The following is a 24715-nucleotide window of genomic DNA, read 5'->3' on the forward strand; positions in this document are numbered from 1 at the left end:
CGCCACGGGGCCGGCCGCCCCGGTGGCCGCCCCCCTCGCGGAATCTGCGGGCGTGTGCCGTGTTGCCGGCCAGCGGCCGGCACTACCGTCAAACAATCAATGCACTTCGTCGTGATAGACGAACTTCGGCATTTCCCAGCGGTAGTGGATCGCCAGCAGGCGCAGCGCGAAGCCGCCGCCGAGGCAGCACAGGATCGCGGTGGCGTCGGCCACGCCCCAGTGCAGCAGCAACAGGTAGGCCGCGCCGGTCAGCAGCGCGATGATCGCGTACAGCTCCTTCTGGAAGATCAGCGGTACCTCGTTGCAGAGAATGTCGCGCAGCACGCCGCCGAAGGCGCCGGTCAGCATGCCGGCGATCAGCACGATCGGCATGGCATGGCCGGCCTCGCGCGCGATCGAGCAGCCGATCAGGGTGAACGCGATCAGGCCCAGGCCATCGAGCACCAGGAAGGTGCGGCGGAAGTGGTGCATCCAGCGTGCGACCCAGGTGGCGATCAGCGCCGCACACACGGTGAAGCCCAGGTACTCGGGATGCTTCACCCAGCCCAACGGGTAGTGACCGAGCAGGATGTCGCGCAGTGATCCGCCGCCGAGGGCGGTAACGCAGGCGATCATGACCACCCCGAACAGGTCCATGCGGCGGCGGCCGGCGGACAGCGCGCCGGTCATGGCTTCGGCGGAAATGGCGATCAGGTAGATGATGGACAGCAGCATGAGGCAGGCTCCGGGCGCGGTGGGGCCGGCCATGCGCCACTATCGCCACTGCCTGCGCAATGACGGGATGACGATGGCCGGTGCCGCTCCCGCTGTCCTTTTGCCTGAGAGTTCAGCGGCATGGGCCGCGTGCCCCTTCGGCGGATCGTGCCGGGCATGCCCGGTGACCTCTCTCCAGCTCGGCGAGTCGAATGCATGGTTGGTGGGATTCCAGCCCACCGGCCTGAGCGATCATGGGAGCCTGCGCCTTCGGCGGGCGCCAGCGCGGCGCCTCTCTCCTGCATTCGGGCGCCAGTATATCCGTTGCAGTGCAGCACGGCATAATCCGGGCATGGCCCCGTCCCTCCGCCCGTGGTTCCTGTACCTGCTCGAATGCCGCGATGGCAGCTACTACGCCGGCATCAGCACCGATGTGGAGGCGCGTTTCGCCGCCCACCAGGCCGGCAAGGGTGCGCGCTACACCCGGGCACGGCCGCCACTGCGCGTGCTGGCCGTGCGCGAGTACCCGGACCGGGCCGCCGCCTCGCGGGCCGAGTGGCAGCTCAAGCAGCAGCCGCGCGAACGCAAGCTGGCCTGGCTGCAGGAACCGGCCGAGACGCTTCTGTAGATCCACGCCATGCGTGGATGCGGCTTGCCCATGCGATGATCGCCCCGCGCCCAGAGCCGGAGACCCGGATGTCCACGATTGCCCTGCTGTTCGCTCTTTCCGCAGCAACGAGCCCTGCCGCCGACCCGGCCACCATCGCGGCCATCGAAGCCACCTGCCACGATTACGTCGACGGCCAGCTGGAAGCCGACCCGCAGCGCGTCGCCCGCTCCCTGCACCCGGACCTGGCCAAGCGCGCGGTGCTCGGCGATACACCCGACGAACGCCTGGGCCTGCGCCGCATGTCGAAGGAAGAGCTGGTCGCGTTGACGAAGCAGGGCGCGCTGAAGACCCCGAAGGATCAATGGGACCGCCGCTGCACGGTGCTGGACGTGACCGGCAACGCCGCCTCGGTGCGGCTGGAAACCCCGTGGTTCGTCGACTACTTCCACATGGGCCGCTTCGACCAGCGCTGGGTCATCGTCAACGCGCTGTGGTACCCGAAACCAAAGGCGCAGTGAGCGATGGGCGCCGCAGGTAGAGCTTGGCTTTCAATTGCCGGTACTGCGAGAAAGGAAGACCTCTGCCGGGTTTGGTCGAAACGGCGAGTGCCCGGCGGCCTGATGAGGCAGTAGAGCCACGCCATGCGTGGCTGAGCTCCATGCGGCCTGCACAGACATTCATCCACGCATGGCGTGGATCTACTCCCAGGCAGAGAACCCGTGTCCGTCTTCGGCCCTAGCGCCCTGGTCGCCGGTCTTCCTGATCATCACCGAAGATGATGCGCGCGCTGCGCTGGTAGCTCCAGTACGCCACGGCCCAGTTCAGCAGCACCACGATGCGGTTGCGGAAGCCGATCAGGAAGAACACGTGTGCGGCCAGCCAGAACCACCAGGCGAGGACGCCCGAGAGTTGCAGCCTGCCCAGGTGCACGATGGCGGCCATGCGGCCGATGGTGGCCAGGTTGCCGAAGTCGGCGTACTTGAACGGCCCCGGTGCGGCCTTGCCATGCAAGCGCGCGCGGATCACCTCGGCCACGTACTTGCCCATCTGCTTGGCGGCGGGCGCGACGCCGGGCACCGGCTTGCCATTGGCTTGATTCAGTGCGGCCAGATCGCCGGCCACGAACAGCTCGGGGTGGTCGGGCAGGGTCAGGTCCGGCTGCACCTGCACGCGGCCGGCGCGATCCAGCGGCACATCCAGGGTGCGCGCCAGCGGTGAAGCGGCCACACCGGCGGCCCACACCACAGTGCGGGCCGGCACGAACTGATCACCGAGCTTGAAGCCCTGGCTGTCGATGTCGCTCACCGGGGTGCCGGTCAGCACTTCCACGCCCAGCTTTTCCAGCTGACGGCGCGCCTTCAGCGAAAGCACTTCCGGGAACGAAGACAACACGCGCGGGCCGGCTTCGACCAGCCGCACCTTGGCGCTGGCCGGATCGATATGGCGGAACTCGTTGCGCAGCGTATGCCGCGCGATTTCTGCCAGGGTGCCGGCCAGCTCAACACCGGTGGGACCGCCGCCGACCACGGCAAAGCTCAACCACGCCGCTTTCTTCGCCGGGTCCGGCTCGGCCTCGGCGCGCTCGAACGCCAGCAGCAGCTTGCGGCGCAGTGCGATGGCATCGTCCAGCGTCTTCAGCCCGGGCGCATCATCGGCCCATTGGTCGTTGCCGAAGTAGGCGTGGGTGGCGCCGGTAGCCAGCAGCAGGCTGTCGTAGTCCAGCGTGCTGCCATCGGCCATGCGGATCTGCCGGGCCTGCTTGTCGATGGTCACCACTTCGCCGAGGCGGACTTCCACATTGCGCTGGTGGCCGAGGATGTGGCGCAGCGGCGCGGCGATATCCGGCGCGGACAGGCCGGCGGTGGCCACCTGGTACAGCAGTGGCTGGAACAGATGGTGGTTGCGGCGGTCGACCAGGGTGATGCGTATGCGCTCGCGGGCCAGGGCACGGGTGGCCCAGAGACCGGCAAAACCGCCGCCGACAACAACCAGGTGGGGAACGCGCTCGCGACTCATCGACTCACTCCAGTGGGGGCATTGGGGGAAGCGCCTGGCATCTTCGCACGATGGCGCCCTGTCACGTCAGCGCCCGTATGGATCGGCGATACTCGGGTTCAGGCAACCGCCCGTGAGGAGCCCATGAGCGAACCGGAAAAGCGCATCGCCCTGTTGATCGACGCCGACAACGCGCCGGCCTCGAAGATCGACGAGGTCCTGGCCGAAGTCGCCCGCTACGGCGTGGCCAACGTGCGCCGCGCCTATGGCAACTGGAAGAGCCCGCGGTTGAAGGGTTGGGAGGCCGTGCTGCACGAATATGCGATCCGCCCGATCCAGCAGTTCGCCTACAGCAAGGGCAAGAATGCCTCGGACATGGCGATGGTGATCGATGCCATGGACCTGCTGTACGCGCGCAATCTCGATGGCTTCGCCATCGTGTCCAGCGATGCCGATTTCACCCCGATGGTGATGCGCCTGCTGACCGATGGCGTGAAGGTGTATGGCTTCGGCGAGAAGAAAACCCCGGAGCCGTTCGTCAACGCGTGCTCGAAGTTCACCTATCTGGAAGCGCTGGGCCAGACCCATGCCAGCGTGCTGGATACCGAACAGGCGTCCAGCGAACAGGCATCGAACGAGCCTGTTGCCAACGACGATGCCCGGCCACGCAAGAGCGGTGCGGAAATGCGCAGCGATACGCGGCTGGTGAAGATGCTGCGCCGTGCGGTGTCCTCGGCCGAGGGCGAGGATGGCTGGTCGCACCTTGGCCCGGTCGGCAGCCAGATCGGCAACCAGGCCTCGTTCGATCCGCGCAACTACGGTTACGGCAAGCTCAGTGACCTGCTGGCAGCGATCGGGCTGTTCGAGCTTAAGAAGGATGGCAAGTCCTCCTACGTGCGCGCGCTGCCGAAGAAAAACCGGTAGTGCCGGCCGCTGGCCGGCAAGGAACCGGTAGTGCCGGCCGCTGGCCGGCAAGCCCCAGATGCCAGATCCCGCATCCGCCACCCACACACCCACTCCGATCAGGCGTATCGTTGCCGCTCGCATTGCCAGCAAGGAAAAAACCCGCATGTTGAAGATCTGGGGCCGCCGCAATTCCAGCAACGTCCGCAAGGTGCTGTGGTGCGCCGAGGAGATCGGCCTGCCGTATGAATCCATCGAAGTCGGTGGCAGCCACGGCGGCACGCAGACGCCGGAGTACCTGGCGATGAATCCCAACAGCCTGGTGCCGGTGATCGAAGACCATGGCCTGCCGCTGTGGGAATCGAATGCCATCGTGCGCTATCTGAGTGCGCGCTACGCGCTGGGCACGCTGTACGCCGAAGACCCGATGGAACGCGCCCAGGCCGAGAAGTGGATGGACTGGAGCACCTCGCGCATGGCGCCGCTGTACACCGACCTGATCTGGGGCATCATGCGCACCGCCCCAGCTGACCGCGACGAAGCGCGCATCAATGCCGCCATCGTGCGTGCCGGTGACTACCTGGCGATGGCCGATGCCACGTTGGCCAGACAGCCGTGGCTGTCGGGCGAGACGTTCGCGATGGGTGACATCCCGCTGGGCTCGCTGATCTATGCCTGGTTCGAACTGCCCATCCAGCGCCCGGACCTGCCGCACCTGGCCGACTGGTACTCCCGCCTGCGCGAACGCCCGGCCTACCAGCGCGGCGTGATGTCGCCGCTGACCTGAGGGGTAGCGCCGGGCCATGCCCGGCGAGCGTGGTATGCGGAGGACCGCCGGGCATGGCCCGGCGCTAGCGTTCGTCTGCCTCAATACAGATCCGTCGGGTCCATACGGACCGACGGTAGAGTCGAGCTTGCTCGACTGTTTCTGGCGCACGGCAGTCGAGCAAGCTCGACTCTACGCAGCAGTGGGGCGCCCCCGCCAAACACTTGAGGGGGGTCCACAACAGCGCCCTCAATACAGATCCGTCGGATCCACATCCAGGGACCAGCGCACCTTGCGTGCTTCCGGCAGCGCGTACAGCTGCGGTACCAGTTGGGCCAGCACGCCATGCAGCGGTGGCCGCTGAAGCGCGGACAGCAGCAGCTGCGTGCGCTGGTAACCGGCACGCCGCGGCATCGGCGCCGGCATCGGCCCATAGGCCTCGACCACGTTCTGTTCGCCCAGCAACTGCCGCGCCGCCAGCAGGAACGCATTGGCATGCTCGACCTGCTGTGCCTCGGCGCGCATCAGTGCCAGATGCGCGAACGGCGGGAATCCGGCGGCCTGGCGCTGGTTCAACTCGGCCTGCGCGAACGGGTGGTAGCCACCGCTCACCAGGGTTTCCAGCAGCGGATGCCCGGGGTGATGGGTCTGCAGCCAGACCTCGCCGGGATCGCGTGCACGGCCGGCGCGGCCAGCGACCTGGATCAGCTGCTGTGCCAGTTTTTCACTGGCGCGGAAGTCCGCGGAGAACAAACCTTCGTCGATGCCCACCACCACCACCAGTGTCAGCTTCGGCAGGTCGTGGCCCTTGGCCAGGATCTGCGTGCCGACCAGGATGCCGGGCTGGTCACCCAGTTTCGCCAGCTGCTGTTCCAGTGCGTCGCGTCGTGAGGTGGTGCCGCGGTCGATGCGCACCACCGGAAAATCGGCGAAGGCGGCGGTGAGGTGCTCTTCCAGGCGTTCGGTACCGATGCCCTGCGGCTGCAGCGCCAGGCTGCCGCAGGCCGGGCATGCCAGCGGCGCCGGTTGCCGCGCACCGCAGTGGTGGCATTGCAGGCGACGGCCGCCACCATGCACGGTCATCGGCGCATCGCAGCGCTGGCACGGCGCGGTCCATCCGCAGTCGTGGCACAGCAGCACCGGTGCGTAGCCACGGCGGTTCTTGAACACCAGCACCTGCTGGCCACGCTGCAGGTGCTCGCCGATGCCGGCCAGAACATCGGCCGAGAGGCCATCGTGCAATGGCCGTTTGCGCACATCAAGGATGCGCACGCGCGGTGGTCGTGCATCGCCGGCACGCTGCTTCAGGCGCAGGTGGGTGTAGCGCCCGGCATAGGCGTTGTGCAGTGTTTCCAGCGAGGGCGTGGCACTGCCGAGCAGCACGGGAATGCCGAGCGCCTTGGCGCGCACCAGGGCGAAATCGCGCGCGTGGTAGCGGATGCCGTCCTGCTGCTTGTAGCTGCCGTCATGTTCCTCGTCGATGATCAGCAGACCGGCCTGCGGCAGCGGCGTGAACACTGCCGAGCGGGTGCCGACAATGACCCGTGCTTCACCACGTGAGGCGGCTGCCCAGACGCGGGCGCGCTCGTTATCGTTCAAGCCCGAATGCAGCGCATGCACGGCGATGCCGAGGCGGCCGCGGAAGCGTGCCAGGGTCTGCGGAGTCAGGCCGATTTCCGGCACCAGCACCAGCGCCTGCCTGCCCTGTGCCAGGCAATGGATGATCGCCTGCAGGTAGACCTCGGTCTTGCCGCTGCCGGTCACGCCATCCAGCAGGAAAGGCTGGAAGCCGTCGGCGGCGTTGATCGCAGTCACGGCCTCGGCCTGGTCCGGGTTGAGCGTGGGCCCGGGCAACGGCTGCGCATGCTGCGGTGCCACCGTCATCGCCACGCGCTCGGCCAGTGCACGCTTGGCCAGACTGCGTGCGGCGGTGCGCCAGTCCTCCATGCGTTCGCCCAGTACGTCTTCATCCACCACGGCCTCGGCCAGCAGTTCGGCCAGCTGCCGCGGGCGGCTGCCGGCGCGCAGCTTCCCGCGCTGGGCATGGCCTTCGGGTGTCAGTTGCCAGCCCCAGTGATGGGTGTCGGGCAGGGCCTCGCCGTGGCGCAGCGGGCCGGGCAGGGCGGTGCTGAGTACTTCGCCCAACGGCGCGTGGGTGTAGCGCGCCAGCCACTGCAGGCTCTGCCACAGCTCACCCTGCAGCAGCGGCTGCGGGTCGCACCAGGCCAACGCCTGGCGGAGTCCCTGGCCGTCGTCGGTCTGGCCGTGTCCCACCACCACACCGACCAGCTCACGGTTGCCGAACGGCACCTTCAGGCGGCAGCCGACCGCAACCGTGGGGGCCACGCCCTCCGGCGACAGGTAGTCGAACAGGCGGGGCAGGGGGACGGGCAGGGCGACCTGCAGGGTCGGAATCGGTGAAAGCATCGGGCCAGTGTACCGGGCCATGCGCGCGCGAATGGCGGAGTGGGCGGCGGCGGGGCGGGGCCCGTTGAATCATAAATGTCACCTAAATATCGGTGTCCATTGGAGATTCAGTCTTATCCACATGTTCTGTGGATAACGCTGTGCGTTACCGGTCGGCGGGCGCGCAGGAGGCCGATGGCGACGGCCTCACGCTCGGGTTGGTCAAAAAATCGCCATACTTTAAAATCCATCAAAATCAATTACTTAAGTGTGAAACAATGCTGAAACAGAGTGAATTCAGCTGGATGCCACAGTTTCCTGCGCAGGCAGCGTGGTGCTGTGCACAACCTGCAGCACGAAGTGCCTGTGGGCGCAAGTCCTACGGGCGCCGATGGCCTGCCGCTATCATGCGGGCAGACCTTTGGAGTGATCGATGACGGCTGTGCCCGCCCCTGTTTCCTCGACCGCGGCCGGCGCGCTGTCGGCGTTCCTGCGAGGTGTTGAACGCCGCGCCCTGGTGGTGGCTGAACTGCAGTGCGGCGATGCTGCCCGGGCCGAACAGACCCTGGTGGCGGTGATGCGCGCGTTTGCGGCGGTCGCCAGTGACCTGCCGATGGCGCAGTGGCCAACCCGCTTCTGGACCCTGCTGGGCCAGCGCCAGGCGCTGCGTGAGCCGGTGGGCGGCCAATGGGAGCCGCCGCTTGCCGCCTTGGGCCAGATGGGACCGTTGCCGCGCCTGGCGCTGTTGCTGCGGGTGGGCGGCAGCCTGGATGAAGGTATCGCCACGCGCGTGCTCGACCAGGACGAAGCCGGCTACCAGCAGCTGCTGGCCGATGCCTGCCCGCGTGACGCGCACGGCCAGCCCGACGCCTCGGCCTGGCGCCAGCTGGCCGAACAGGTGCAGCTGCGCATCCGCGATCTGCCCGTCAAACGCCTGCAGCAGCTGCAACAGCCGGCCGCACCGACGAACAGCAGTGAAGCGCCGACCTCCAGCTGGCGCACCCCGCAGCGCGACGAGCGGGCTGCAGCCACTGGCAAGCGCCGCCGCGCCAATGCCAAGCCGCGCTGGCGCGGTCCGTTGATCCTGCTGATAACCGTGGTGGTACTGCTGGCCGCCGCGCTGGGCTGGCGCCATTGGCAGGGACATTCGTTCGGCAGCGACGCACCGCTGCCGGAAGGCGTGGTTGGTGAGGCGGGTCCCGTCACGGTGGAAGCACTGCCGCCGAGCAAGGTCAATGCCGCGCCGGACGCGACCCCTGCGCAGGCGACGGACGACGCCACGATGCTGGCCGACCGCGACTATCCGCTCGTGGCCGATGCCGATCTGTATGCATGGACCGCCGCGGGCGGCCCGCTGCCGGTGGACGAGTCGCAATCCAAGCCGAGCCGGCCGGAGCCGGCCAGCGCCACGCTGGAAACCGCTGCTGCCGATGAATAAGACCGTATTCGCCAGCCTGCTGCTGGCCCTGCCGTTGTCGCTGTCCGCCGCGCCGCAGACTTTGAACGTGCCGCTGCCGCCGCCAGTGCCGGGCAGTTCACCGGCGGCCCCGGCCACCACAGGTACGACGCCCGCTGCGTTCGCCCAGCTCGATGCCCAGCAGCAGCGCCAGCGCCGCGCCGACTACGCCGCATGGCGGGCGTTGCCGGAGGGCGAGCGTGAGCGGATCCGTCAGGCCGCTGCGCGATTCAATGCGTTGCCGGCCGACCAGCAGCAGCGCCTGCGCCAGCAGTTCCAGGCGCAGGACCAGGCCTTCCGCGAAGGCTGGCGGCTGGGCCCGCAGCTGGGCCTGGAGTTCCCCAAGCTGCACGGCCTGTTCGGCTTCGTGCCGCCGGAACAGCGCGAGGCCGCGCTGGCCGTGCTGCGCCAGCTCAGCCCGGCGCAGCTGGCCCAACTGACCCTGGTGGCACAGCGCACGCCACCGCAGGAGCGCGACAAGGTCCGCGGCGCGTTCCTCGCGGTGCCGCCGGCCGAGCGCGATACCTGGCTCAAGCGCCAGGCCGGGCAGTAGAAAGAAAAGGGGACGGAGGGGATTAAGTCGTATTCGGCACAGTCGGGCTTGAAACGACTTAATCCCCTCCGTCCCCTTTTTCTGTTCGTAACGTGATCGCAACGCGTGATGCCGGGGCCTGCCGGAACCCAGCATTCACGCCATGTCATGGGAATGCGCGCGCTGCACGCGTAAGATGGCGGCCCGCAACCCGGTGCCTGTGCCCTTCGCGCGCAACCGTAGTTCGCGTCAAGCACCTTATGTCTACTGCAACCTCCACGCCGCGCTTCAGCAAGGAAGTCGGCGCTACCGGTCTGCTCGCCCTGCCGCTTGTGCTCGGGCATGTGTCCACCGGTCTGATCTCCTTCGTCGACAACGTCATTGCCGGCCACCACGCCACGGCGACCCTGGCCGCGGTGACCATCGGCACCGCCCTGCTGTGGCTGCCGATGCTGATCCCGATCGGCACCCTGATCTCGCTCACCGCCTCGGTGTCGCAGCTGCATGGCGCCGGCCGCGAGCGCGAGATCGGCCCGTTGTTCCGCCAGGCACTGTGGCTGGCGCTGGGCCTGGGCCTGATCATGTTCACCTTCCTCACCGTGGTGCCGCCGCTGCTGCCAGCGTTCGGCATCGCGCCGGACATCGTGCCGGGGGCCACCGCGTTCCTGCATGCGGTGCGCTGGGGCGGACCTGCGCTGACCCTGTACTTCTGCATGCGCTATCTCAGCGAGGGCATGCACTGGACGCTGCCGACCATGCTGCTCGGCTTCGGTGGCCTGCTGGTGCTGGCACCGATGGGCTACGTGCTGGCCAACGGCAAGCTCGGCTTCCCGGAAATGGGCGCCGAGGGCCTGGGCATCGCTTCGGCGGTGATGATGTGGCTGCAGGCGATCGCCTTCGCCACCTACCTGTGGTTCACCAAGCGCTTCGCCCACCTGCAGCTGTTCTCGCACTTCGAAGGACCGCGCTGGAAGGCGATCTGGGACCTGCTGCGCACCGGCCTGCCGATCGGCATCACCGTGCTGATGGAGGGCGGCCTGTTCATCGTCACCGCGCTGCTGATCGGCCGCCTCGGTGCCAATGAAGCGGCCGCGCACCAGATCGCGATCAACGTCGCCCAGCTGTGCTTCATGATCCCGATGGGCGTGGCCGAGGCCACCACCGTGCGCGTCGGCCATGCGGTCGGTCGTGGCGATGGCTTCGGCGTGCGGCGCGCGGCCTGGGCCGGCTACGCGATCATCATGGGTACGCAGACGTTGTCGGCAGCGGTGCTGCTGTTCGGCCATGACGCCATCGTCGGTGTCTACACCAACGACCTGGCGGTGGCCGGCCTGGCCTCCACCCTGCTGCTGTACGCGGCCACCTTCCAGTTCCCGGATGGCATCCAGGTGCTGTCGGCCGGCGCGCTGCGCGGCCTGAAGGACACCCGCGTGCCGATGTTCATCGCCATGTTCGCGTACTGGGGCCTGGGCATGCCGCTCGGCGCCGGGCTCGGCCTGGGCCTGGGCATGGGCCCGCAGGGCATGTGGATCGGCCTGATCGTCGGCCTGACCGCCGCCGCCATCCTGATGGGCTGGCGCCTTCGTCGCAGCAGCCTGCGCATCGGCCAATCGATGTTGTCCTGATCGTCCCGCCCGCCCTGCCGACCCATGGCGGGCGATCCCCTGACTTGTGTCCGATGCCGCATCACACGGCACCGGCTATGCTGGCACCACGGCAAGAAGCCATCCGGAGCGTTCCATGAATCAACCCGTGCCCCCGCTGCCCCCGGCGCGTCGCAACCCCGTCGCCAGTTTCTTCATCGGGCTGTGGGACGTCATGAACTTCACCCGCCGGTTGATCCTCAACCTGGTGTTCTTCGGCCTGCTGTTCCTGCTGCTGGTGATGTTCGTCATCGCCGCCGGCATGGGCGCCGGTGCCAGCAAATCGCTGCAGGACCGCACTACCCTGGTGATCGCGCCGGAAGGCCGCCTGGTCGAGCAGTTCAGCGCTGACCCGGTCAGCCGCGCGCTGGCCAAGGCGGTGGGCGACAACGGTGCCGAAGAGATCCAGCTGCGCGACCTACTGCGGGTGATCGAGTCGGCCAAGGAAGACAAGAAGATCGAGCGCGTGGTGCTGGAGCTGGACAAGCTGCAGCCGTCGGGCTTCGCTTCGCTGCGTGAAGTGGCCGCGGCACTGCAGGACCTGCGTGCGTCCGGCAAGCAGCTGGTGGCCTACAGCGAGAGCATGGGCCAGTCGCAGTACCTGCTGGCCGCACAGGCCGACGAGGTCTACCTGGACCCGATGGGGTCGGTGGTGCTCGAGGGCCTGGGCCGCTATCGCCAGTACTTCCGCACCGGCCTGCAGGACAAGCTGGGTGTGGACGTGCACCTGTTCAAGGTGGGCGAGTACAAGTCCGCCGCCGAACCCTACGTGCTCGACGCCGCTTCGCCGGCCTCCAAGGAAGCCGACCTGTTCTGGATGAACGACGTGTGGCAGCGCTACCTGGGCGACATCGCCAAGGCCCGTCGCCTGGATCCGGCACAGCTGGCCGCCGGCATCGACACGCTGCCGGAAGGCATCGCCGCTGCCGGTGGTGACCTGGCCAAGTTCGCCCTGCAGCAGAAGCTGGTGACGTCGCTGAAGACCCGCGAGGAATTCGAGGATCTGATGATCGAGCGCGGCGTGGCTGACGACGATGCCGACGGTGGTTTCCGCAACATCGACTTCGGCTCCTACCTGGGCCAGCTCGATGCGCGCCGCAACCCGGTCGACAGCCGTCCGCAGGTGGCGGTGGTGGTGGCTGCCGGCGAAATCAGCGGTGGCGACCTGCCGGCCGGCCGCATCGGTGGCGAATCGACCTCGGCGCTGCTGCGTGCCGCGCGTGACGACGAGAACGTGAAGGCCGTGGTGCTGCGCGTGGATTCGCCGGGTGGTGAAGTGTTCGCCTCCGAGCAGATCCGCCGCGAAGTGGTGGCCCTGCAGGCCGCCGGCAAGCCGGTGGTGGTGTCGATGGGCGACCTGGCCGCCTCCGGTGGCTACTGGATCAGCATGAATGCCGATCGCATCTATGCCGATCCGTCGACCATCACCGGTTCGATCGGCATCTTCGGCATGGTGCCGAACTTCAGCCGCGCGCTGGACAAGATCGGCGTGCACACCGACGGTGTCGGCACCACCCGTTTCGCCGGTGCGTTCGACGTCACCCGCCCGATGGATCCGGCCGTGGGCCAGGTCATCCAGTCGGTGATCAACAAGGGTTACGCCGACTTCACCGGCCGCGTCGCCGACGCCCGCAAGAAGCCGGTCGAGGCCGTCGACGAAGTGGCCCGTGGACGCGTGTGGAGCGGTGCGCAGGCCAAGGAACGTGGCCTGGTCGATGCCTTCGGTGGCCTGAAGGATGCGGTGGCCGACGCCGCCAGCCGCGCCAAGCTGGGCAAGGCTGATGCCTACCGCGTGCGTTACATCGAGAAGGCGGCAACGCCGTTCGCGCAGTTCGTCAGCGGTCTCGCCGGCAGCCGTGCAGGTGCCTGGATGCTGTCCGACTCGGGCATGGCGCGGATGGTGCTGGCGCGCACGATGCCCGAAGTGGATACGCAGCTGCGATTTGTCGAGAACGCGGCCCGCGAGAAGGGCAACGGCACGCCGGTGAAGGCGCTGGCGTACTGCTTCTGCGGGTTCTGATCGGAAGCCATCCACGCACGGCGTGGATCTACTGGAAGCGCCCGGCCTCGGCCGGGCGTTTTCGTCTGCGGGGTTACTGCGTCGCGTCGGCCTCGGCCTTGCGCTCACGCGCGGCGGCATCGTCCACGGTCTTCTGCACGCCCTTGGCGCGGTCCAGCGGTTCGTTGATTGCGCGCGACATCGCCCGGGGCACCGGTGGCTTTTCCGGGTTCGGCGCCGGTGGGCGCTGGCAGCCCGCCAGCAGCGCGGTGGCCAGCAGGGACGTGGACAGGATCAGGATGCGCATGGCGGCACTCCGTGATGGGCGTGCGGGCAGTGTCGCATCCTCGGCAGGGGGCGGCCGTGAGCGCGTATCCTTGCCGCATCGAAACACAGCGGGCGCGGCCCGGGAGAACACATGACCCAGCAACGGTGGCGCCTGGACGGCCAGACCGCCCTGATCACCGGCGCCAGCGCCGGCATCGGCCTGGCCATCGCGCATGAACTGGCTGGCTTCGGCGCCGATCTGATGATCGTCGGCCGTGATATCGACATGCTGGAGACCGCGCGCGACGAACTGCTGGACGTGTATCCGCAGATGCAGGTGCATGCGCTGGCCGCCGATGTCTCAGACGACGAGGACCGCCGCCAGATCCTGGACTGGGTGGAGGATCATAGTGATGGCCTGCACATCCTGGTCAACAACGCCGGCGGCAATGTCACCAAGGCGGCCACGGAGTATTCCGAGGACGAATGGCGGAAGATCTTCGAGACCAACCTGTTCTCGGCCTTCGAGCTGTCGCGCTATGCACATCCGTTGCTGGCACGCCACGCGTCGTCATCCATCGTCAACGTCGGCAGCGTGTCCGGCCTGACCCATGTGCGCAGCGGCGTGGTCTACGGCATGACCAAGGCGGCGATGCATCAGATGACCCGCAACCTGGCCGTCGAGTGGGCCGAGGATGGCATCCGGGTCAACGCGGTGGCGCCGTGGTACATCCGCACGCGGCGCACGTCCGGTCCGTTGGCGGACCCGGACTACTACGAGGAAGTGATCAACCGCACGCCGATGCGTCGTATCGGCGAGCCGGAGGAAGTGGCCGCAGCCGTGGGCTTCCTGTGCCTGCCTGCGGCCAGCTATGTGACCGGCGAGTGCATCGCGGTGGACGGCGGTTTCCTGCGCTACGGGTTCTGATCTTTCAGCAGGTAGTGCCGCCCGCTGGCCGGCAACTGCACTCATCTGAAGATCCTGTGGTTGCCGGCCCGCGGCCCGCCCGACCCGTGGGGGGGACCCGGGTGCCCCCATCGCCCCCTAATTTCACTCGCGGGGGCCCCCCCCCCCCCCCCCGGCACTACCGGTGGGTCTCACCCTGGTACCGGGCAGTTGCTGGCCTCCAGCACGCCCTGCAGCCGTTCGCGTTCACCGCGCGCGGTATCGCGGTTCTCCGGCGCGGCGAAGCGCTCACGGCCGCGGGCATCGCGGAAGCGCTGCTGCCAACCACCGCAGCGCTGCGCTTCGGGAAGCGCTTCGCAGTGGTCGCGCACCACTTCACAGCTGGCGGCATTCACCGGCGTCACTCCGCCAAGGCCCTGTACCGTCATCAGCTCGCAGCGGCCGGGCGCGGCTTCGTACTCGTACAGGTAGCCGCCGCCCTGGCTGTCGGTGCACTGGAAGATCGGAGGAAGCGGCGGCTTCGGTGGACCGTCACCTGCGGCGGCGCGGGCCTCGGCATCGCGGCGCAGCGTCGCGCTGTCGAGGATCTGGTCGTCTCCTGCGTGTTCGACCATGCCTGCTTCCATGATCGTGCGTCCTTCGTCCGCGCGTCGTGGTTCTGCTGGGGCCGCAGGGGCAACGGCCGGTCCGGACGGCACCGGCGCGGGTGTTTCAACGGGCGCGGATGCAGGTTCGGCGGCTACAGGCGCAGCGGCGGCCGGCTGCGAGTTGGCCGGGTCGGGGATGCGCAGCACCTGCTGCTTGCTGCCGGTGGCGCACGGCGTGCGCTGCAGGGTAGGGACGTCACTGCTGCTGGAGGTACAGCGGTAGATCACGCCCTCTTCGGCCAACGCGCTTCCGGGCAGCAGGACCAGGAGCAGCCAGATCACTCGGTTCATGCGCACAGCGTACAGGCTGCGACGGCGTGCTGCGCTCAGCGTTCGCAATCGCGCGACAGGCGCGCATCGATACCGCGCTGTTCGTTGCTGATGGCGGTGCGTTCACTCTGCAGCGCGCTGTTGTAACGGCGATCCAGCTCCCAGCGGCGGTCACTCAGCCGTGCGCAGACTTCCTGTGGTGGCAACGCATGGCAGCTGTCGCGGACCAGCACGCTGCCGGCCGGCACCTGCACGTCCATGCCGATCGAGGGGCGGCGATAACCCGTGCCTTCGCCGATCGGCGTGCCGATGGCCGGGCGTGGTCCGGGATAGGCTGGACCACGATGGCCGTGCGGCAGCCAGACACTGGTCCACAGCGGCACCCAGCGCGGATTGCCTTCGTTGTTGTCGCTGGTATAGCGCCGTCCGTCCTCACTCACGCACTCGTACATCGGCTGCGGCGGCTGGATGTAGACGTGGCGGACTTCGCGCTCGCGGATGACCGGGGTTTCGCTGGGCGGCGGAGGCGTGGCATCACTGCGCACCACCCGTGGAGCGGGATCGCGCGGGCGCTGCAGGTCGCGCACCTGCTGGCGGCCGCTGTTGCACGGCCTGTCCTGCAGGGCGACGGCACCGTTGCTGGCAACGCAGCGGTAGACACGCACGTCCTCGGCCGCGGGTGCCGTCCACGGCAGCAGCAGACACAGGCTCAAGGTGGCGCGCAGCAGGGTCATGGCGGCAGGGTGCGTGATTGTCCGCAGCAGCGCAATCGCCGGCTCAGGAGCGCAGCACGTTGCCGCTGAGCGCGTCGCGGATCGGGGTGGGCTGGGCCAGGCCGCCGGTCTGCCCATCGAGGATGCCGTCGAGCAGGCGCAGCAGGCGCGGGTCCAGTTCTTCGCGGCTGCGTGCCGGTGGTTCGCCGGCCAGGTTGGCGCTGGTGGAGACCAGCGGGCCGCCCCAGGCGCGGCAGAGTTCGGCCACCAGCGGGTGCGCGCTGATGCGCACCGCGATACCGCTGTGTTCGCCGGTGACCCAGGGCTGCGCGCGCGGGCCGGCAGGCAGGATCCAGGTGTTGGCACCGGGCCAGCTGGCCAGCACCGCGCGCTGGCGGGCGTCGGGCAGCGCCTGCAGCCGCACCCAGCCTTCCAGCTGCGCCAGTTCGGCCGCGACCAGGATCATGCCTTTCTCGATCGGGCGCTGCTTCAGCCGCAGCACCATGTGCACCGCAGCTTCGTGCGAGGGATCACAGCCCAGGCCCCAGACCGCTTCGGTCGGGTAGGCGATCACGCCGCCCGCGCGGAGCGTGGCGACAGCAGAGTCCAGGGTGAGTTCTTTCATGGCGGCGACCGGCCCGGCGTGGGCCTTCATTATCCCCCTGCCGCGTGCAGAAGGGGTGGACCCTGGCACCCGGTAGTGCCGGCCGCTGGCCGGCATCAGCGGTAGGTACTGACTGCTGATGGTGGGTGCGGACCGTTGGTCCGCACACCTTGACCCTCATCCACGCATGGCGTGGATCTACTTCTTTGCAGCGGCCTTCTTCGCCGGGGCTTTCTTCGCGGCAGCCTTCTTCACCGCTTTCTTTGCCGGGGCCTTCTTGGCAGGCGCTTTCTTTGCAGCGGCCTTTTTCGGCGCCGCTTCCTTCTTCACCGCGGCCTTCTTTGCCGGGGCCTTCTTCGCGGCAGCCTTCTTGGCGCCGAAGCCCTTGCGCACCGGCTTGCCGGTTTCTTCCATCAGCTGCTGCACTTCGGCCAGGGTCAGCGAGGCCGGTTCGCGATCCTTGGGGATCTTGCCGTTCATCTTGCCGTCGCTGATATACGGGCCGAAACGGCCGTTCAGCACCTGGATGTCGCTGCCCTCGAACTCCTTGATGATCCGGTTGCGCGCGATCTCTTCCTTCTCTTCGATCAGGAACACGGCGCGGGCCAGGTCGATGGTGTACGGGTCGTCTTCCTTCTTCAGCGAGGCATAGGTGCTGCCGCGCTTGGCGAACGGGCCGAAACGGCCGATGCCGACGCTGACCGGCTCGCCCTTGTCCTCACCCAGCGCGCGCGGCATCAGGAACAGTTCCAGCGCGTCTTCCAGGGAGATGGTGTGCATCGACTGGCCGGGGCGCAGCGAGGCGAACTTCGGCTTCTCCTCGGCGTCCTCGGCGGTGCTGCCGATGGCCGCATAGGGCCCGAAGCGGCCCAGGCGCACGCTGACCGGCTTGCCGGTCTTCGGGTCGGTGCCGAGCTCGCGCGCGCCACTGGCCTCGGCACGGTCGACCGATTCCTTCTTGTCTTCCACCAGCTCCTTGAACGGCTCCCAGAAGCGGGCCATCAGCGGGATCCACTCTTCTTCGCCACGCGAGACGGCGTCGAGCTCGTCTTCCAGCTTGGCGGTGAAGTCGTAGTCCACGTACCGGGTGAAGTGGCTGGACAGGAACTTGGACACCGCGCGGCCGACGTCGGACGGGCGGAAGCTGCGGCCTTCCATTTCCACGTACTTGCGGAACAGCAGGGTCTGGATGATCGAGGCGTAGGTCGAGGGACGGCCGATGCCGTACTCTTCCAGCGCCTTCACCAGCGCCGCTTCGGTGTAGCGCGGCGGCGGCTGGGTGAAATGCTGTTCGGCCTGGATGCGTTCCAGCGGCACGCGGTCGCCGGGCTTCATCGCCGGCAGCTTGCGGCCTTCGTCCTCGTCCTCGGCGCTCTTGTTGTCCTTGCCTTCTTCGTACACGGCCAGGAAGCCGGGCACCACCACGGTGGTGCCGCTGGCGCGGAACACGTGTTCGCTGCCGGCGGACAGATCGACGCTGACGGTGTTGAGGGTGGCCGGAATCATCTGGCAGGCCACCGCACGCTTCCAGATCAGCTCGTACAGCTTGCGCTCGTCATCGGTCAGGTAGCGCGCCACCTGCGCAGGCGTGCGCAGCGCCGAGGTCGGGCGCACCGCTTCGTGCGCTTCCTGGGCGTTCTTCGACTTGGTCTGGTAGGTGTTCGGCTGGTCCGGCAGCGAGGCGATGCCGTAGTCGCGGGCGATCACGTCGCGGATCTCGGCCAGCGCGTCCTGCGACAGGTTCACCGAGTCGGTACGCATGTACGAGATCAGGCCGACGGTGCCTTCGTCACCGATCGCCACGCCTTCATACAGCTTCTGCGCGACCTGCATGGTCTTGCGGGTGGTGAAGCCGAGCTTGCGCGAGGCTTCCTGCTGCAGGGTGGAGGTGGTGAACGGCGGCGCCGGGCGGCGCTTGCGCTCCTTGCTGGCCACATCGGTGACATGCAGCGAGCCCTGCGCGGCCTGCTGGATGCGCAGGCGGGCGGCCTCGGCGGTGTCGCCGTCGGTGATGGTGAACTGTTCGAACTTCTGCCCGTCCAGCTTGATCAGCTTGGCGTTGAAGTGCTGCGACGGGTGCGCGCACTCGGCGGCGATCGACCAGTATTCGCGGGCGATGAAGGCTTCGATCTCTTCCTCGCGCTCGACGATCATGCGCAGCGCCGGGCTCTGCACGCGGCCGGCGGACAGGCCGCGCTGGACCTTGCGCCACAGCACCGGCGACAGGTTGAAACCGACCAGGTAATCCAGCGCGCGGCGCGCCTGCTGGGCGTCGACCAGGTCGCTGGCGATCGCGCGCGGCTGGCTGATCGCTTCCTTGATGGCGCGCGGGGTGATCTCGGTGAACACCACGCGCTGCATCGGCTTGTCCTTGACCAGCCCGCGTTCCTTCAGGATCTCGGCGATGTGCCAGCTGATCGCTTCACCCTCGCGATCCGGGTCGGTCGCCAGCAGGATGTCGTCGGCGCCCTTGGCGGCCTTGGCGATCGCATCGACATGCTTTTCGTTCTTGTCGATCACGTCGTAGTGCATGGCGAACCCGTTGTCCGGGTCGACTGCGCCTTCCTTCGGGATCAGGTCGCGCACGTGCCCATACGAGGCCAGGACCGTGTAGTCCTTGCCGAGGTATTTGTTGATCGTCTTGGCCTTGGCCGGCGATTCGACGATGAGCAGGTGCTTGGGCATGTCAGGAAAGGTCTGTGGGCGGACCGGGGGAGAGGGGCCGCTAGGGTGGAGCAAACGGCCGCATTAGTGAAGCGGCCACGGGCAAATCCATAAACTGAACGCCCGGTAATGTGCCGGGCGTTCAGGTTTCACCTTATTAGAGGAATCACGCCCGGCCAGCCCATGTCAAGCAGCCAGGCGTGAGGATGGCCGTTCATGAGGCCATCTTGGCGATGAAGCCAACCGCGAACACCATGAGCGCCAGGCCCACCAGCGACAGCAGGCCGGTCAGTACGAGCACCAGCACGGTCACCGTGCCCAGCTCCCGGCGCTGCAGCTGCGGCTGGTCGGTGTAGGCCCAGCGGTCGACCACCAGGGTGTCGCAGATCATGTCGTGCAGGCCCTGCTTGCGCTCGGTGAAGGCGGCCATCAGGAAACCGATGCCGAGGGTGAAGGTGCTGAGCACCGCGGCCCAGTAGCGACCAAATGCGCGGGCCTTGGTCAGGCGCTCGCCATTGCTGCGCACGACCTTGATGCCGACCGCCATCTTGCCCAGCGTGGCACCGCCCTGCGAGGCATGGAACCAGGTGTAGTACGCCATGCCGATGGCCAGGTTGATCAGGGCACTGGCCAGCTGGGCCACGATTTCGATGGCCGATTCGCCGCTGCCCACCGCACCCATGCTGGCACCAAGCACCACACCGAGGATGGCGCCGATGATGCCGCCGGGGATGGCCAGCACGAAGTAGTCGATCATGTAGGCCGCCACGCGCTTCCAGAAGCCCGCGTAGACCACTTCGCCGCCCATCACCGGCTGGGCATGGCCGCCGCCGCCGAGCGCCGCAGGGGCGCTGTAGGGCGAACTGCTGAGGGCGCCGGTGCCAGGCAGTGGCGCCGTACCGTTGTCGATCGCGGCATAGTCGCCACGCAGGTCGAAGCCGCCACTGCCGGTGGCCGTGCTGGCGTCGGCCAGTGTCTGCAGTCCCAGTTCGTCGACCACCTGGCGCAGCGCAGCCCACTGCGCCATGCCTTCGCGCCAGACCAGGGTGTCCAGGTTCAGCTGGCCGCGCTGGAAGCGCTGGCGGATCTCCTGGACCGGCAGCGGGCCCTGGCGTTGCTGTCCTTCGGCGTAGTACCACTCAGTCATTGCATGTTCCCTGTTGAATCATCCTTGGAGGTGCTGGCGTGCGCGTGGTTCAGCCGCGGCACGTCGGCGGCAGGTACTTGTCGTTGCTTTCGCCACTGCATTCCCAGCGGCCGCTGTCGCGATCGTATTCCAGCCACAGCAGGTCGCCATCAAGGCTCTTGCCGGGCAACGCCAGGGTGGCTTCGATGCCGCAGTGGCCATTGTTGAAGCGACCGATGTTCACCGCCGACAGCCCTGCATGGGCGAAGTCACCCGGGGCCGGGAAGCCGGCGTCGTTGGCACCGGGGCAACGGCCTTCGTCATCGGCGAAATGCTGCACCTGGTCCTTCAACGGCTGCAGCGCGGTCACTGCGCCGGCGACCTTGGCGCGCACGGTGTAGTCGTTGTAGGCGGGCAGCGCGATGGCAGCCAGGATGGCCACGATCGGGACCAGCACCAGCAGCAGGCCGCCGCCGATGATGGCGGTCAGGGCGCAGCCGGACAGCTTCTTCTTCGGCGCCGGCAGGGCGGTGGCCGATGCACTGGTGGTGTAGGGCGTGGACGGCGGCAGTACCGGCGGCTGCGGCGGAGGCGGTGCCACCGGTTCCGGATCGGGCTCGGGTTCCACCGGCGGTGCGGCAGCGTCCAGCGCCGGCACGATCAGGCCGAGTTCGTCGACCACGGTGCGCAACGGCTGCCATTGCGGCAGGCCGTCGCGCCAGACCAGGGTGTCCAGGGAGATCTGGTTGTTGCGGAACAACTCGACCAACTGTTCCGCCGGCAGCGGACCCTGCTGCCGGTTGCCTTCTGCATGGAACCACTCGCTCACGGGGACGCTCCTGAATGCGCTATGCCCCCAAGTGTACGGTCAGTGCAGGGGTTCTGGCTCGTCCATGAACATCTGCGTCTCCATCCAGGCGTACGCCGCCTCGGAGCCGGGCTGGTTGAACAGCACCATCAGCACGACCCACTTCAGGTCGTCCAGGTCCAGTTCGTCCTGGTCCAGGGCCATGGCCCGGTCCAGCACCAGCTCGCGCTGGTCGGCGTCGAGGATGCCGTGCTGTTCCAGATACAGCAGGAAACCACGGCATTCCACGTCCAGCTTGTCCAGCTCGGGGCCGTGGTAGACGCGCACGGGGCCATCGACCCGTGCCTGGGCCACGCTCGGCCGCTGCGCGGCCAGGGCATCGAGCCAGTCGAATGCCTTGTTGATCTCGGTTGGGCTGAAACCGGCCTGGATCAGGCCGTTCTGAAGCGAATCGCGGTCACGGATCAGGTCCGCATCTTCGCTGAAATAGTGTTCAAACAGGTACAGCAGTACGTCCAGGATGCTCTCTTTCATTGCCCCTCGGCCTGCGTCGCGCGACGCTGTGGAGGTGAAGAAACTAGGGAGTTCGACAGTAGCGGCCGTGTACGCACACCACGATTCCCGCCAGTTCCATGGCCAGCAGCATGGAGGACACCTGGGGCGCCGTCAATCCACAGCGCGTGATCAGTGAATCCATACCGCTTGGGTTGTGGTCCAGGGCCCGCCACAAGCACTGGTAGTCAGGGTCGTCGGCCCAGCGCGCCGGCAGGAGTACCGGCGGTGCCTGTTCAGTGGGGGTGGCGAGCCGTGATTGCAAGCCCGGCAGCTGCTGGCGAAGGGCGGGCGCCAGCAGTTCAAGGACCTCCTCCGGGCGCTCGACCAGTGCGGCACCCTCGCGGATCAACCGGTGGCAGCCCGCGGCGCGTGGGTTGAGTACCGAACCGGGCAGGGCACAGACCTCGCGGCCGGCCTCGGCGGCCAGGCGTGCGGTGATCAATGCGCCGGAGCGCTGGGCGGCCTCGACCACCACCGTCGCCAGCGCCAGCCCGGCCACCAGGCGGTTGCGGGCTGGAAAGTGACCGGGGCGTGCCGGTGTGCCCGGCAGGTACTCGCTGAGCACCGCGCCTTCGGCGGCGATGCGGGCCTGCAGCCTGGCGTGGCTGTCCGGGTAAGCCCGGTCCGGGCCGGTGCCGATCACCGCCACGGTGCAGCCCCCGGCGTCCAGCGTGGCCTGGTGGGCGGCGGCATCGATGCCTGCCGCCAGGCCGCTGGTCACCGCCAGCCCGGCTTCGACGAAGCAGCCGGCAAACCGGGCGGCCAGGGCGCGTCCGCCCGGCGTCGGCGAGCGGCTGCCGACCAGTGCCACCGACGGGCGCCAGGCCAGGCTGGGGTCGCCGGCGATGAACAGCGCCAGGGGTGGGTTCGGGACATCCAGCAGGGGCGGGGGGAATGCCGGATCGGTGAAGGCCAGCAGGTGCTGGTTGTCGTCTTCCAGCCAGCGCCGTGCCACGGCCCAGGCCCGGGTGTCCGGGCATTCCAGCGCGGCGCACTGCTCGGGCGTGCAGCCGTGCGCGCGCCAGTTCGCGGCGCCCTGCGCGATCGCAATCTCCGCGCTGCCTGCGGCCTGCAGCAGTGCCCGCCGTGGCGCCAGCGCGCCGCCTGCCATCAACAGGCGCAGCAGCGCCTCGTCAGCTTGGTTGGTCATCTCCCCACTATCGAGCGCATACAACAAAGGCGCCCTAGGGCGCCTTCGCATGTGGCTGTCAGGTTTTGCCGGAGGTGCCTGCCGGCCAGCGGCCGGCACTACCTGCAGTGGCCGGGCAACCCGGGACTGGTTACTTCGCGTCCGGGTGCAGTGCGTTGAACCCCACGCGTACCGGCTTCACGCCCTGCATCACCAGCGCGTAGCTGACGTTGTCGAAGGTACGGAACACCATGGCGTGCGCGGCGTACTCGTCCGGCAGCGAAACCCGGCCGGCGCCGGTGCTGAGCGAATCGTCCATGCGCGACGAGGTGGGATACTTCATGCGGTGCGCCACGTGGCGGCCCGGGCGCCACAGCGAGAACACGGTGCCGTTGTCCACGCCCTGTGCGCGACCTGCGGAAATCGCGATCACATCGCGCGGGCCAGCGGCGGTGAACATGTCGGTGACGGCCAGCACGCGCACATCGACGCCCTCGACACCGGCGGCCGGGACATGGGGGACGAACTGCAGGTCGTACGGCTTGGCCTCGACCGGGACCAGGCGGTCGCCGGCACGCACCTCGCGGCCGCCTTCGTTCTTGTCCAGCACCAGGGTGGACGCCTCGACCTTGCCGCCGGCGACATGCGTGATGGTGCCGGTGGCGACCTGGGCCAGCTCATAGCCGAGTATGCCGCGGCGGTGGTTGGGGGCGTTGTAGGCCCGCCACAGGTTGCCGCTGCCGGGGGTGACGTCGCCGTTGGCGGTCAGGTCCTCGGTCGGCTTGGGCTGGGCGTAGCGCACGGTCGGGCGGACCACGGCCCAGCGCTGGCCCAGCTGGGCGTCGGCCAGGCGCACGTAGACCGCACTGCCGCTGGTGACGCGCAGGCGTTCTTCTTCCAGGCCGGCCACGTAGGGTAGCTGCTCGATGCTGTCGACCACGCTCAGCTGCTTCAGGAACGGCTCGACCTGGGCCAGCGGAATGGCATCGATCGGGGCTTCCTGGCGCGGGCCGGGCTTGGCAGCGACGGTCACCCGGTCCAGATAGGCCAGGCTGAGCACGTCACCGGGATAGATCAGGTGCGGATTGGCGATCTGCGGATTGGCCTGCCAGATCTCCGGCCACAGCCACGGCTTCTGCAGGAAACGTGCGGCGATATCCCACAACGTATCCCCTTTTCGGACCACATAGGTGTCCGGGTGCCCGCCATTCACTTCCACGGCGGTAGCATAGGCAGCCACGGTCAGCATCGCCGCGGCGACGACCGTACGAAAACGAAGCAACATAGGTGTGAAGCCCTGATTCCCCAACAGGTCCGCGCACTATAGTCCAGAAACCGGGGCGCAAGGCAAGCGTTGGAGCTAGAATCTGCGACGTATGCCGGCGTGCCGGCCCCCTATCCGGAAACAGCCATGGCCCTTCTTCCCATTCTCGAGTTCCCCGATCCGCGCCTGCGTACCAAGGCTGCGTTGATCGAAGCCGCCGAAGTCACCACGCCGGCCTTCCAGGAACTGATCGACAACATGTTCCTGACCATGTACGACGCCCCGGGCATTGGCCTGGCCGCCACCCAGGTGGACGTGCACAAGCGCTTCATGGTCATCGACGTCAGCGAAGAAAAGAATGAACCGCATGTGTTCATCAACCCGGAAATCGTCGCCAAAGACGGAGGCCGGGTGTATCAGGAGGGCTGCCTGTCGGTTCCGGGCATCTTCGCCGACGTGACCCGCGCCGATACCATCACCGTGAAGTACCTGGACCGCAACGGCCAGGAACAGCAGCTGGAAGCCGGCGAAGTGCTGGCCACCTGCATCCAGCACGAGATGGATCACCTGGACGGCAAGCTGTTCATCGACTATCTGTCGCCGCTCAAGCGCGAGATGGTGCGCAAGAAGCTGGCCAAGCAGCGCAAGCACGTGGCGTGATCGCCAATCCGGGCCGCCCATCGGGTGGCCCGTGCCTGCGCGACGCGCGCGGGCTGTACGGCGCCGGCCGACGGCGCCGTTTTCTTTCCTGCACGAAT

The 24715-nt window shown here is 67.9% G+C and carries 23 protein-coding genes and 2 riboswitches; of the genes, 10 read left to right on the plus strand and 13 right to left on the minus strand.

All coding sequences use genetic code 11. The features are described 5' to 3' along the window. Positions 1–96: 96 nt before the first annotated feature. Complete coding sequence (locus V3B64_RS05280; RefSeq protein ID WP_005411215.1) at positions 97–714, minus strand: trimeric intracellular cation channel family protein; 618 nt, start codon at positions 712–714, stop codon at positions 97–99. An 84-nt stretch (positions 715–798) separates the two neighbouring features. After that, positions 799–902, minus strand: a riboswitch (glycine riboswitch). 13 nt (positions 903–915) lie between these two features. Continuing rightward, positions 916–1005, minus strand: a riboswitch (glycine riboswitch). 40 nt (positions 1006–1045) lie between these two features. On the opposite strand from V3B64_RS05280, the gene V3B64_RS05285 reads away from it, so the two are divergent. Beyond that, a complete protein-coding gene (locus V3B64_RS05285) occupies positions 1046–1321 on the plus strand; it encodes a GIY-YIG nuclease family protein (protein ID WP_153854631.1) in 276 nt (91 codons plus the stop codon). 68 nt (positions 1322–1389) lie between these two features. Continuing rightward, positions 1390–1821 (plus strand): nuclear transport factor 2 family protein, encoded by a 432-nt coding sequence (locus V3B64_RS05290; RefSeq protein ID WP_329913765.1) that lies wholly within the window; start codon positions 1390–1392, stop codon positions 1819–1821. A 217-nt stretch (positions 1822–2038) separates the two neighbouring features. Here V3B64_RS05290 and V3B64_RS05295 read toward each other — a convergent pair whose 3' ends face one another. Then, positions 2039–3319: an NAD(P)/FAD-dependent oxidoreductase gene (locus V3B64_RS05295; RefSeq protein ID WP_329893342.1), complete on the minus strand. Its 1281-nt coding sequence runs from the start codon at positions 3317–3319 to the stop codon at positions 2039–2041. Positions 3320–3442: 123 nt separating this feature from the next. Here V3B64_RS05295 and V3B64_RS05300 point away from each other — a divergent pair, with 123 nt between their 5' ends. Then, on the plus strand, positions 3443–4222 hold the full coding sequence (locus V3B64_RS05300; RefSeq protein WP_329913766.1) for an NYN domain-containing protein: 780 nt from the start codon (positions 3443–3445) through the stop codon (positions 4220–4222). A gap of 145 nt (positions 4223–4367) precedes the next feature. Then, positions 4368–4988 carry a glutathione S-transferase gene (locus tag V3B64_RS05305; RefSeq protein ID WP_329913767.1) on the plus strand — a complete coding sequence of 207 codons (621 nt, stop codon included), beginning with the start codon at positions 4368–4370 and terminating at the stop codon, positions 4986–4988. A gap of 228 nt (positions 4989–5216) precedes the next feature. Here V3B64_RS05305 and V3B64_RS05310 read toward each other — a convergent pair whose 3' ends face one another. Beyond that, positions 5217–7394 (minus strand): primosomal protein N', encoded by a 2178-nt coding sequence (locus V3B64_RS05310; protein WP_121504294.1) that lies wholly within the window; start codon positions 7392–7394, stop codon positions 5217–5219. Between the two features lie 412 nt (positions 7395–7806). Here V3B64_RS05310 and V3B64_RS05315 point away from each other — a divergent pair, with 412 nt between their 5' ends. From V3B64_RS05315 to sppA, 4 genes are all read left to right on the plus strand, one after another. Beyond that, a complete protein-coding gene (locus V3B64_RS05315) occupies positions 7807–8811 on the plus strand; it encodes a hypothetical protein (RefSeq protein WP_121504295.1) in 1005 nt (334 codons plus the stop codon). Then, the gene (locus V3B64_RS05320; RefSeq protein WP_049423404.1) at positions 8804–9382 is read left to right on the plus strand and encodes a DUF3106 domain-containing protein; all 579 of its coding nucleotides are present in this window, start codon (positions 8804–8806) and stop codon (positions 9380–9382) included. Before V3B64_RS05315 ends, V3B64_RS05320 begins: the two co-directional genes overlap by 8 nt. 239 nt (positions 9383–9621) lie before the next feature. Then, complete coding sequence (locus tag V3B64_RS05325) at positions 9622–10986, plus strand: MATE family efflux transporter (protein ID WP_032129679.1); 1365 nt, start codon at positions 9622–9624, stop codon at positions 10984–10986. A 115-nt stretch (positions 10987–11101) separates the two neighbouring features. After that, a complete protein-coding gene (sppA, locus tag V3B64_RS05330) occupies positions 11102–13024 on the plus strand; it encodes a signal peptide peptidase SppA (RefSeq protein WP_329913768.1) in 1923 nt (640 codons plus the stop codon). A gap of 73 nt (positions 13025–13097) precedes the next feature. On the opposite strand, the gene V3B64_RS05335 is transcribed toward sppA, so the two are convergent. Further along, positions 13098–13310: a hypothetical protein gene (locus V3B64_RS05335; protein ID WP_049400999.1), complete on the minus strand. Its 213-nt coding sequence runs from the start codon at positions 13308–13310 to the stop codon at positions 13098–13100. A gap of 111 nt (positions 13311–13421) precedes the next feature. Here V3B64_RS05335 and V3B64_RS05340 point away from each other — a divergent pair, with 111 nt between their 5' ends. After that, the gene (locus V3B64_RS05340; protein WP_010481164.1) at positions 13422–14198 is read left to right on the plus strand and encodes an SDR family oxidoreductase; all 777 of its coding nucleotides are present in this window, start codon (positions 13422–13424) and stop codon (positions 14196–14198) included. Positions 14199–14368: 170 nt separating this feature from the next. Here V3B64_RS05340 and V3B64_RS05345 read toward each other — a convergent pair whose 3' ends face one another. From V3B64_RS05345 to V3B64_RS05385, 9 genes are all read right to left on the minus strand, one after another. Beyond that, positions 14369–15115, minus strand: a complete 747-nt coding sequence (locus V3B64_RS05345) for a hypothetical protein (protein ID WP_121504299.1) — start codon at positions 15113–15115, stop codon at positions 14369–14371. Positions 15116–15150: 35 nt separating this feature from the next. Further along, positions 15151–15828, minus strand: coding sequence for a DUF4124 domain-containing protein (locus V3B64_RS05350; RefSeq protein ID WP_049401000.1), 678 nt, complete (start codon positions 15826–15828; stop codon positions 15151–15153). Positions 15829–15871: 43 nt separating this feature from the next. Further along, a complete protein-coding gene (locus V3B64_RS05355) occupies positions 15872–16462 on the minus strand; it encodes a Sua5/YciO/YrdC/YwlC family protein (protein WP_019338925.1) in 591 nt (196 codons plus the stop codon). A gap of 147 nt (positions 16463–16609) precedes the next feature. Further along, positions 16610–19096, minus strand: a complete 2487-nt coding sequence (locus V3B64_RS05360; RefSeq protein ID WP_032129673.1) for a DNA topoisomerase I — start codon at positions 19094–19096, stop codon at positions 16610–16612. 193 nt (positions 19097–19289) lie between these two features. Further along, positions 19290–20222 (minus strand): RDD family protein, encoded by a 933-nt coding sequence (locus V3B64_RS05365; protein WP_132810846.1) that lies wholly within the window; start codon positions 20220–20222, stop codon positions 19290–19292. A gap of 49 nt (positions 20223–20271) precedes the next feature. Next, on the minus strand, positions 20272–21030 hold the full coding sequence (locus V3B64_RS05370) for a pilin (protein WP_049423390.1): 759 nt from the start codon (positions 21028–21030) through the stop codon (positions 20272–20274). 39 nt (positions 21031–21069) lie between these two features. Then, a complete protein-coding gene (locus tag V3B64_RS05375; RefSeq protein ID WP_005411195.1) occupies positions 21070–21543 on the minus strand; it encodes a DUF494 family protein in 474 nt (157 codons plus the stop codon). Between the two features lie 43 nt (positions 21544–21586). Beyond that, positions 21587–22714: a DNA-processing protein DprA gene (dprA, locus tag V3B64_RS05380; RefSeq protein WP_329913769.1), complete on the minus strand. Its 1128-nt coding sequence runs from the start codon at positions 22712–22714 to the stop codon at positions 21587–21589. 130 nt (positions 22715–22844) lie between these two features. Beyond that, entirely contained in the window at positions 22845–23978 is a 1134-nt protein-coding gene (locus tag V3B64_RS05385) for a LysM peptidoglycan-binding domain-containing protein (protein ID WP_032128553.1), read from the minus strand. A gap of 126 nt (positions 23979–24104) precedes the next feature. Between V3B64_RS05385 and def the strand changes: the two genes are divergently transcribed. Beyond that, a complete protein-coding gene (gene def / locus V3B64_RS05390) occupies positions 24105–24617 on the plus strand; it encodes a peptide deformylase (RefSeq protein WP_008267110.1) in 513 nt (170 codons plus the stop codon). Positions 24618–24715 lie beyond the last annotated feature (98 nt).

Source organism: Stenotrophomonas sp. SMYL86 (assembly GCF_036320025.1).
Classification (GTDB): domain Bacteria; phylum Pseudomonadota; class Gammaproteobacteria; order Xanthomonadales; family Xanthomonadaceae; genus Stenotrophomonas; species Stenotrophomonas maltophilia_A.

Coding starts and splice junctions, on each gene's coding strand:
- V3B64_RS05355 (WP_019338925.1), bottom strand. CDS start 16,462: ATGAAGGCCCACGCCGGGCCGGTCGCCGCCATGAAAGAACTCACCCTG.
- V3B64_RS05320 (WP_049423404.1), top strand. CDS start 8,804: ATGAATAAGACCGTATTCGCCAGCCTGCTGCTGGCCCTGCCGTTGTCG.
- V3B64_RS05300 (WP_329913766.1), top strand. CDS start 3,443: ATGAGCGAACCGGAAAAGCGCATCGCCCTGTTGATCGACGCCGACAAC.
- V3B64_RS05315 (WP_121504295.1), top strand. CDS start 7,807: ATGACGGCTGTGCCCGCCCCTGTTTCCTCGACCGCGGCCGGCGCGCTG.
- V3B64_RS05290 (WP_329913765.1), top strand. CDS start 1,390: ATGTCCACGATTGCCCTGCTGTTCGCTCTTTCCGCAGCAACGAGCCCT.
- sppA (WP_329913768.1), top strand. CDS start 11,102: ATGAATCAACCCGTGCCCCCGCTGCCCCCGGCGCGTCGCAACCCCGTC.
- V3B64_RS05350 (WP_049401000.1), bottom strand. CDS start 15,828: ATGACCCTGCTGCGCGCCACCTTGAGCCTGTGTCTGCTGCTGCCGTGG.
- V3B64_RS05325 (WP_032129679.1), top strand. CDS start 9,622: ATGTCTACTGCAACCTCCACGCCGCGCTTCAGCAAGGAAGTCGGCGCT.
- V3B64_RS05285 (WP_153854631.1), top strand. CDS start 1,046: ATGGCCCCGTCCCTCCGCCCGTGGTTCCTGTACCTGCTCGAATGCCGC.
- V3B64_RS05335 (WP_049400999.1), bottom strand. CDS start 13,310: ATGCGCATCCTGATCCTGTCCACGTCCCTGCTGGCCACCGCGCTGCTG.
- V3B64_RS05310 (WP_121504294.1), bottom strand. CDS start 7,394: ATGCTTTCACCGATTCCGACCCTGCAGGTCGCCCTGCCCGTCCCCCTG.
- V3B64_RS05385 (WP_032128553.1), bottom strand. CDS start 23,978: ATGTTGCTTCGTTTTCGTACGGTCGTCGCCGCGGCGATGCTGACCGTG.
- V3B64_RS05360 (WP_032129673.1), bottom strand. CDS start 19,096: ATGCCCAAGCACCTGCTCATCGTCGAATCGCCGGCCAAGGCCAAGACG.
- V3B64_RS05280 (WP_005411215.1), bottom strand. CDS start 714: ATGCTGCTGTCCATCATCTACCTGATCGCCATTTCCGCCGAAGCCATG.
- V3B64_RS05295 (WP_329893342.1), bottom strand. CDS start 3,319: ATGAGTCGCGAGCGCGTTCCCCACCTGGTTGTTGTCGGCGGCGGTTTT.
- V3B64_RS05340 (WP_010481164.1), top strand. CDS start 13,422: ATGACCCAGCAACGGTGGCGCCTGGACGGCCAGACCGCCCTGATCACC.
- V3B64_RS05345 (WP_121504299.1), bottom strand. CDS start 15,115: ATGAACCGAGTGATCTGGCTGCTCCTGGTCCTGCTGCCCGGAAGCGCG.
- dprA (WP_329913769.1), bottom strand. CDS start 22,714: ATGACCAACCAAGCTGACGAGGCGCTGCTGCGCCTGTTGATGGCAGGC.
- V3B64_RS05365 (WP_132810846.1), bottom strand. CDS start 20,222: ATGACTGAGTGGTACTACGCCGAAGGACAGCAACGCCAGGGCCCGCTG.
- V3B64_RS05375 (WP_005411195.1), bottom strand. CDS start 21,543: ATGAAAGAGAGCATCCTGGACGTACTGCTGTACCTGTTTGAACACTAT.
- def (WP_008267110.1), top strand. CDS start 24,105: ATGGCCCTTCTTCCCATTCTCGAGTTCCCCGATCCGCGCCTGCGTACC.
- V3B64_RS05305 (WP_329913767.1), top strand. CDS start 4,368: ATGTTGAAGATCTGGGGCCGCCGCAATTCCAGCAACGTCCGCAAGGTG.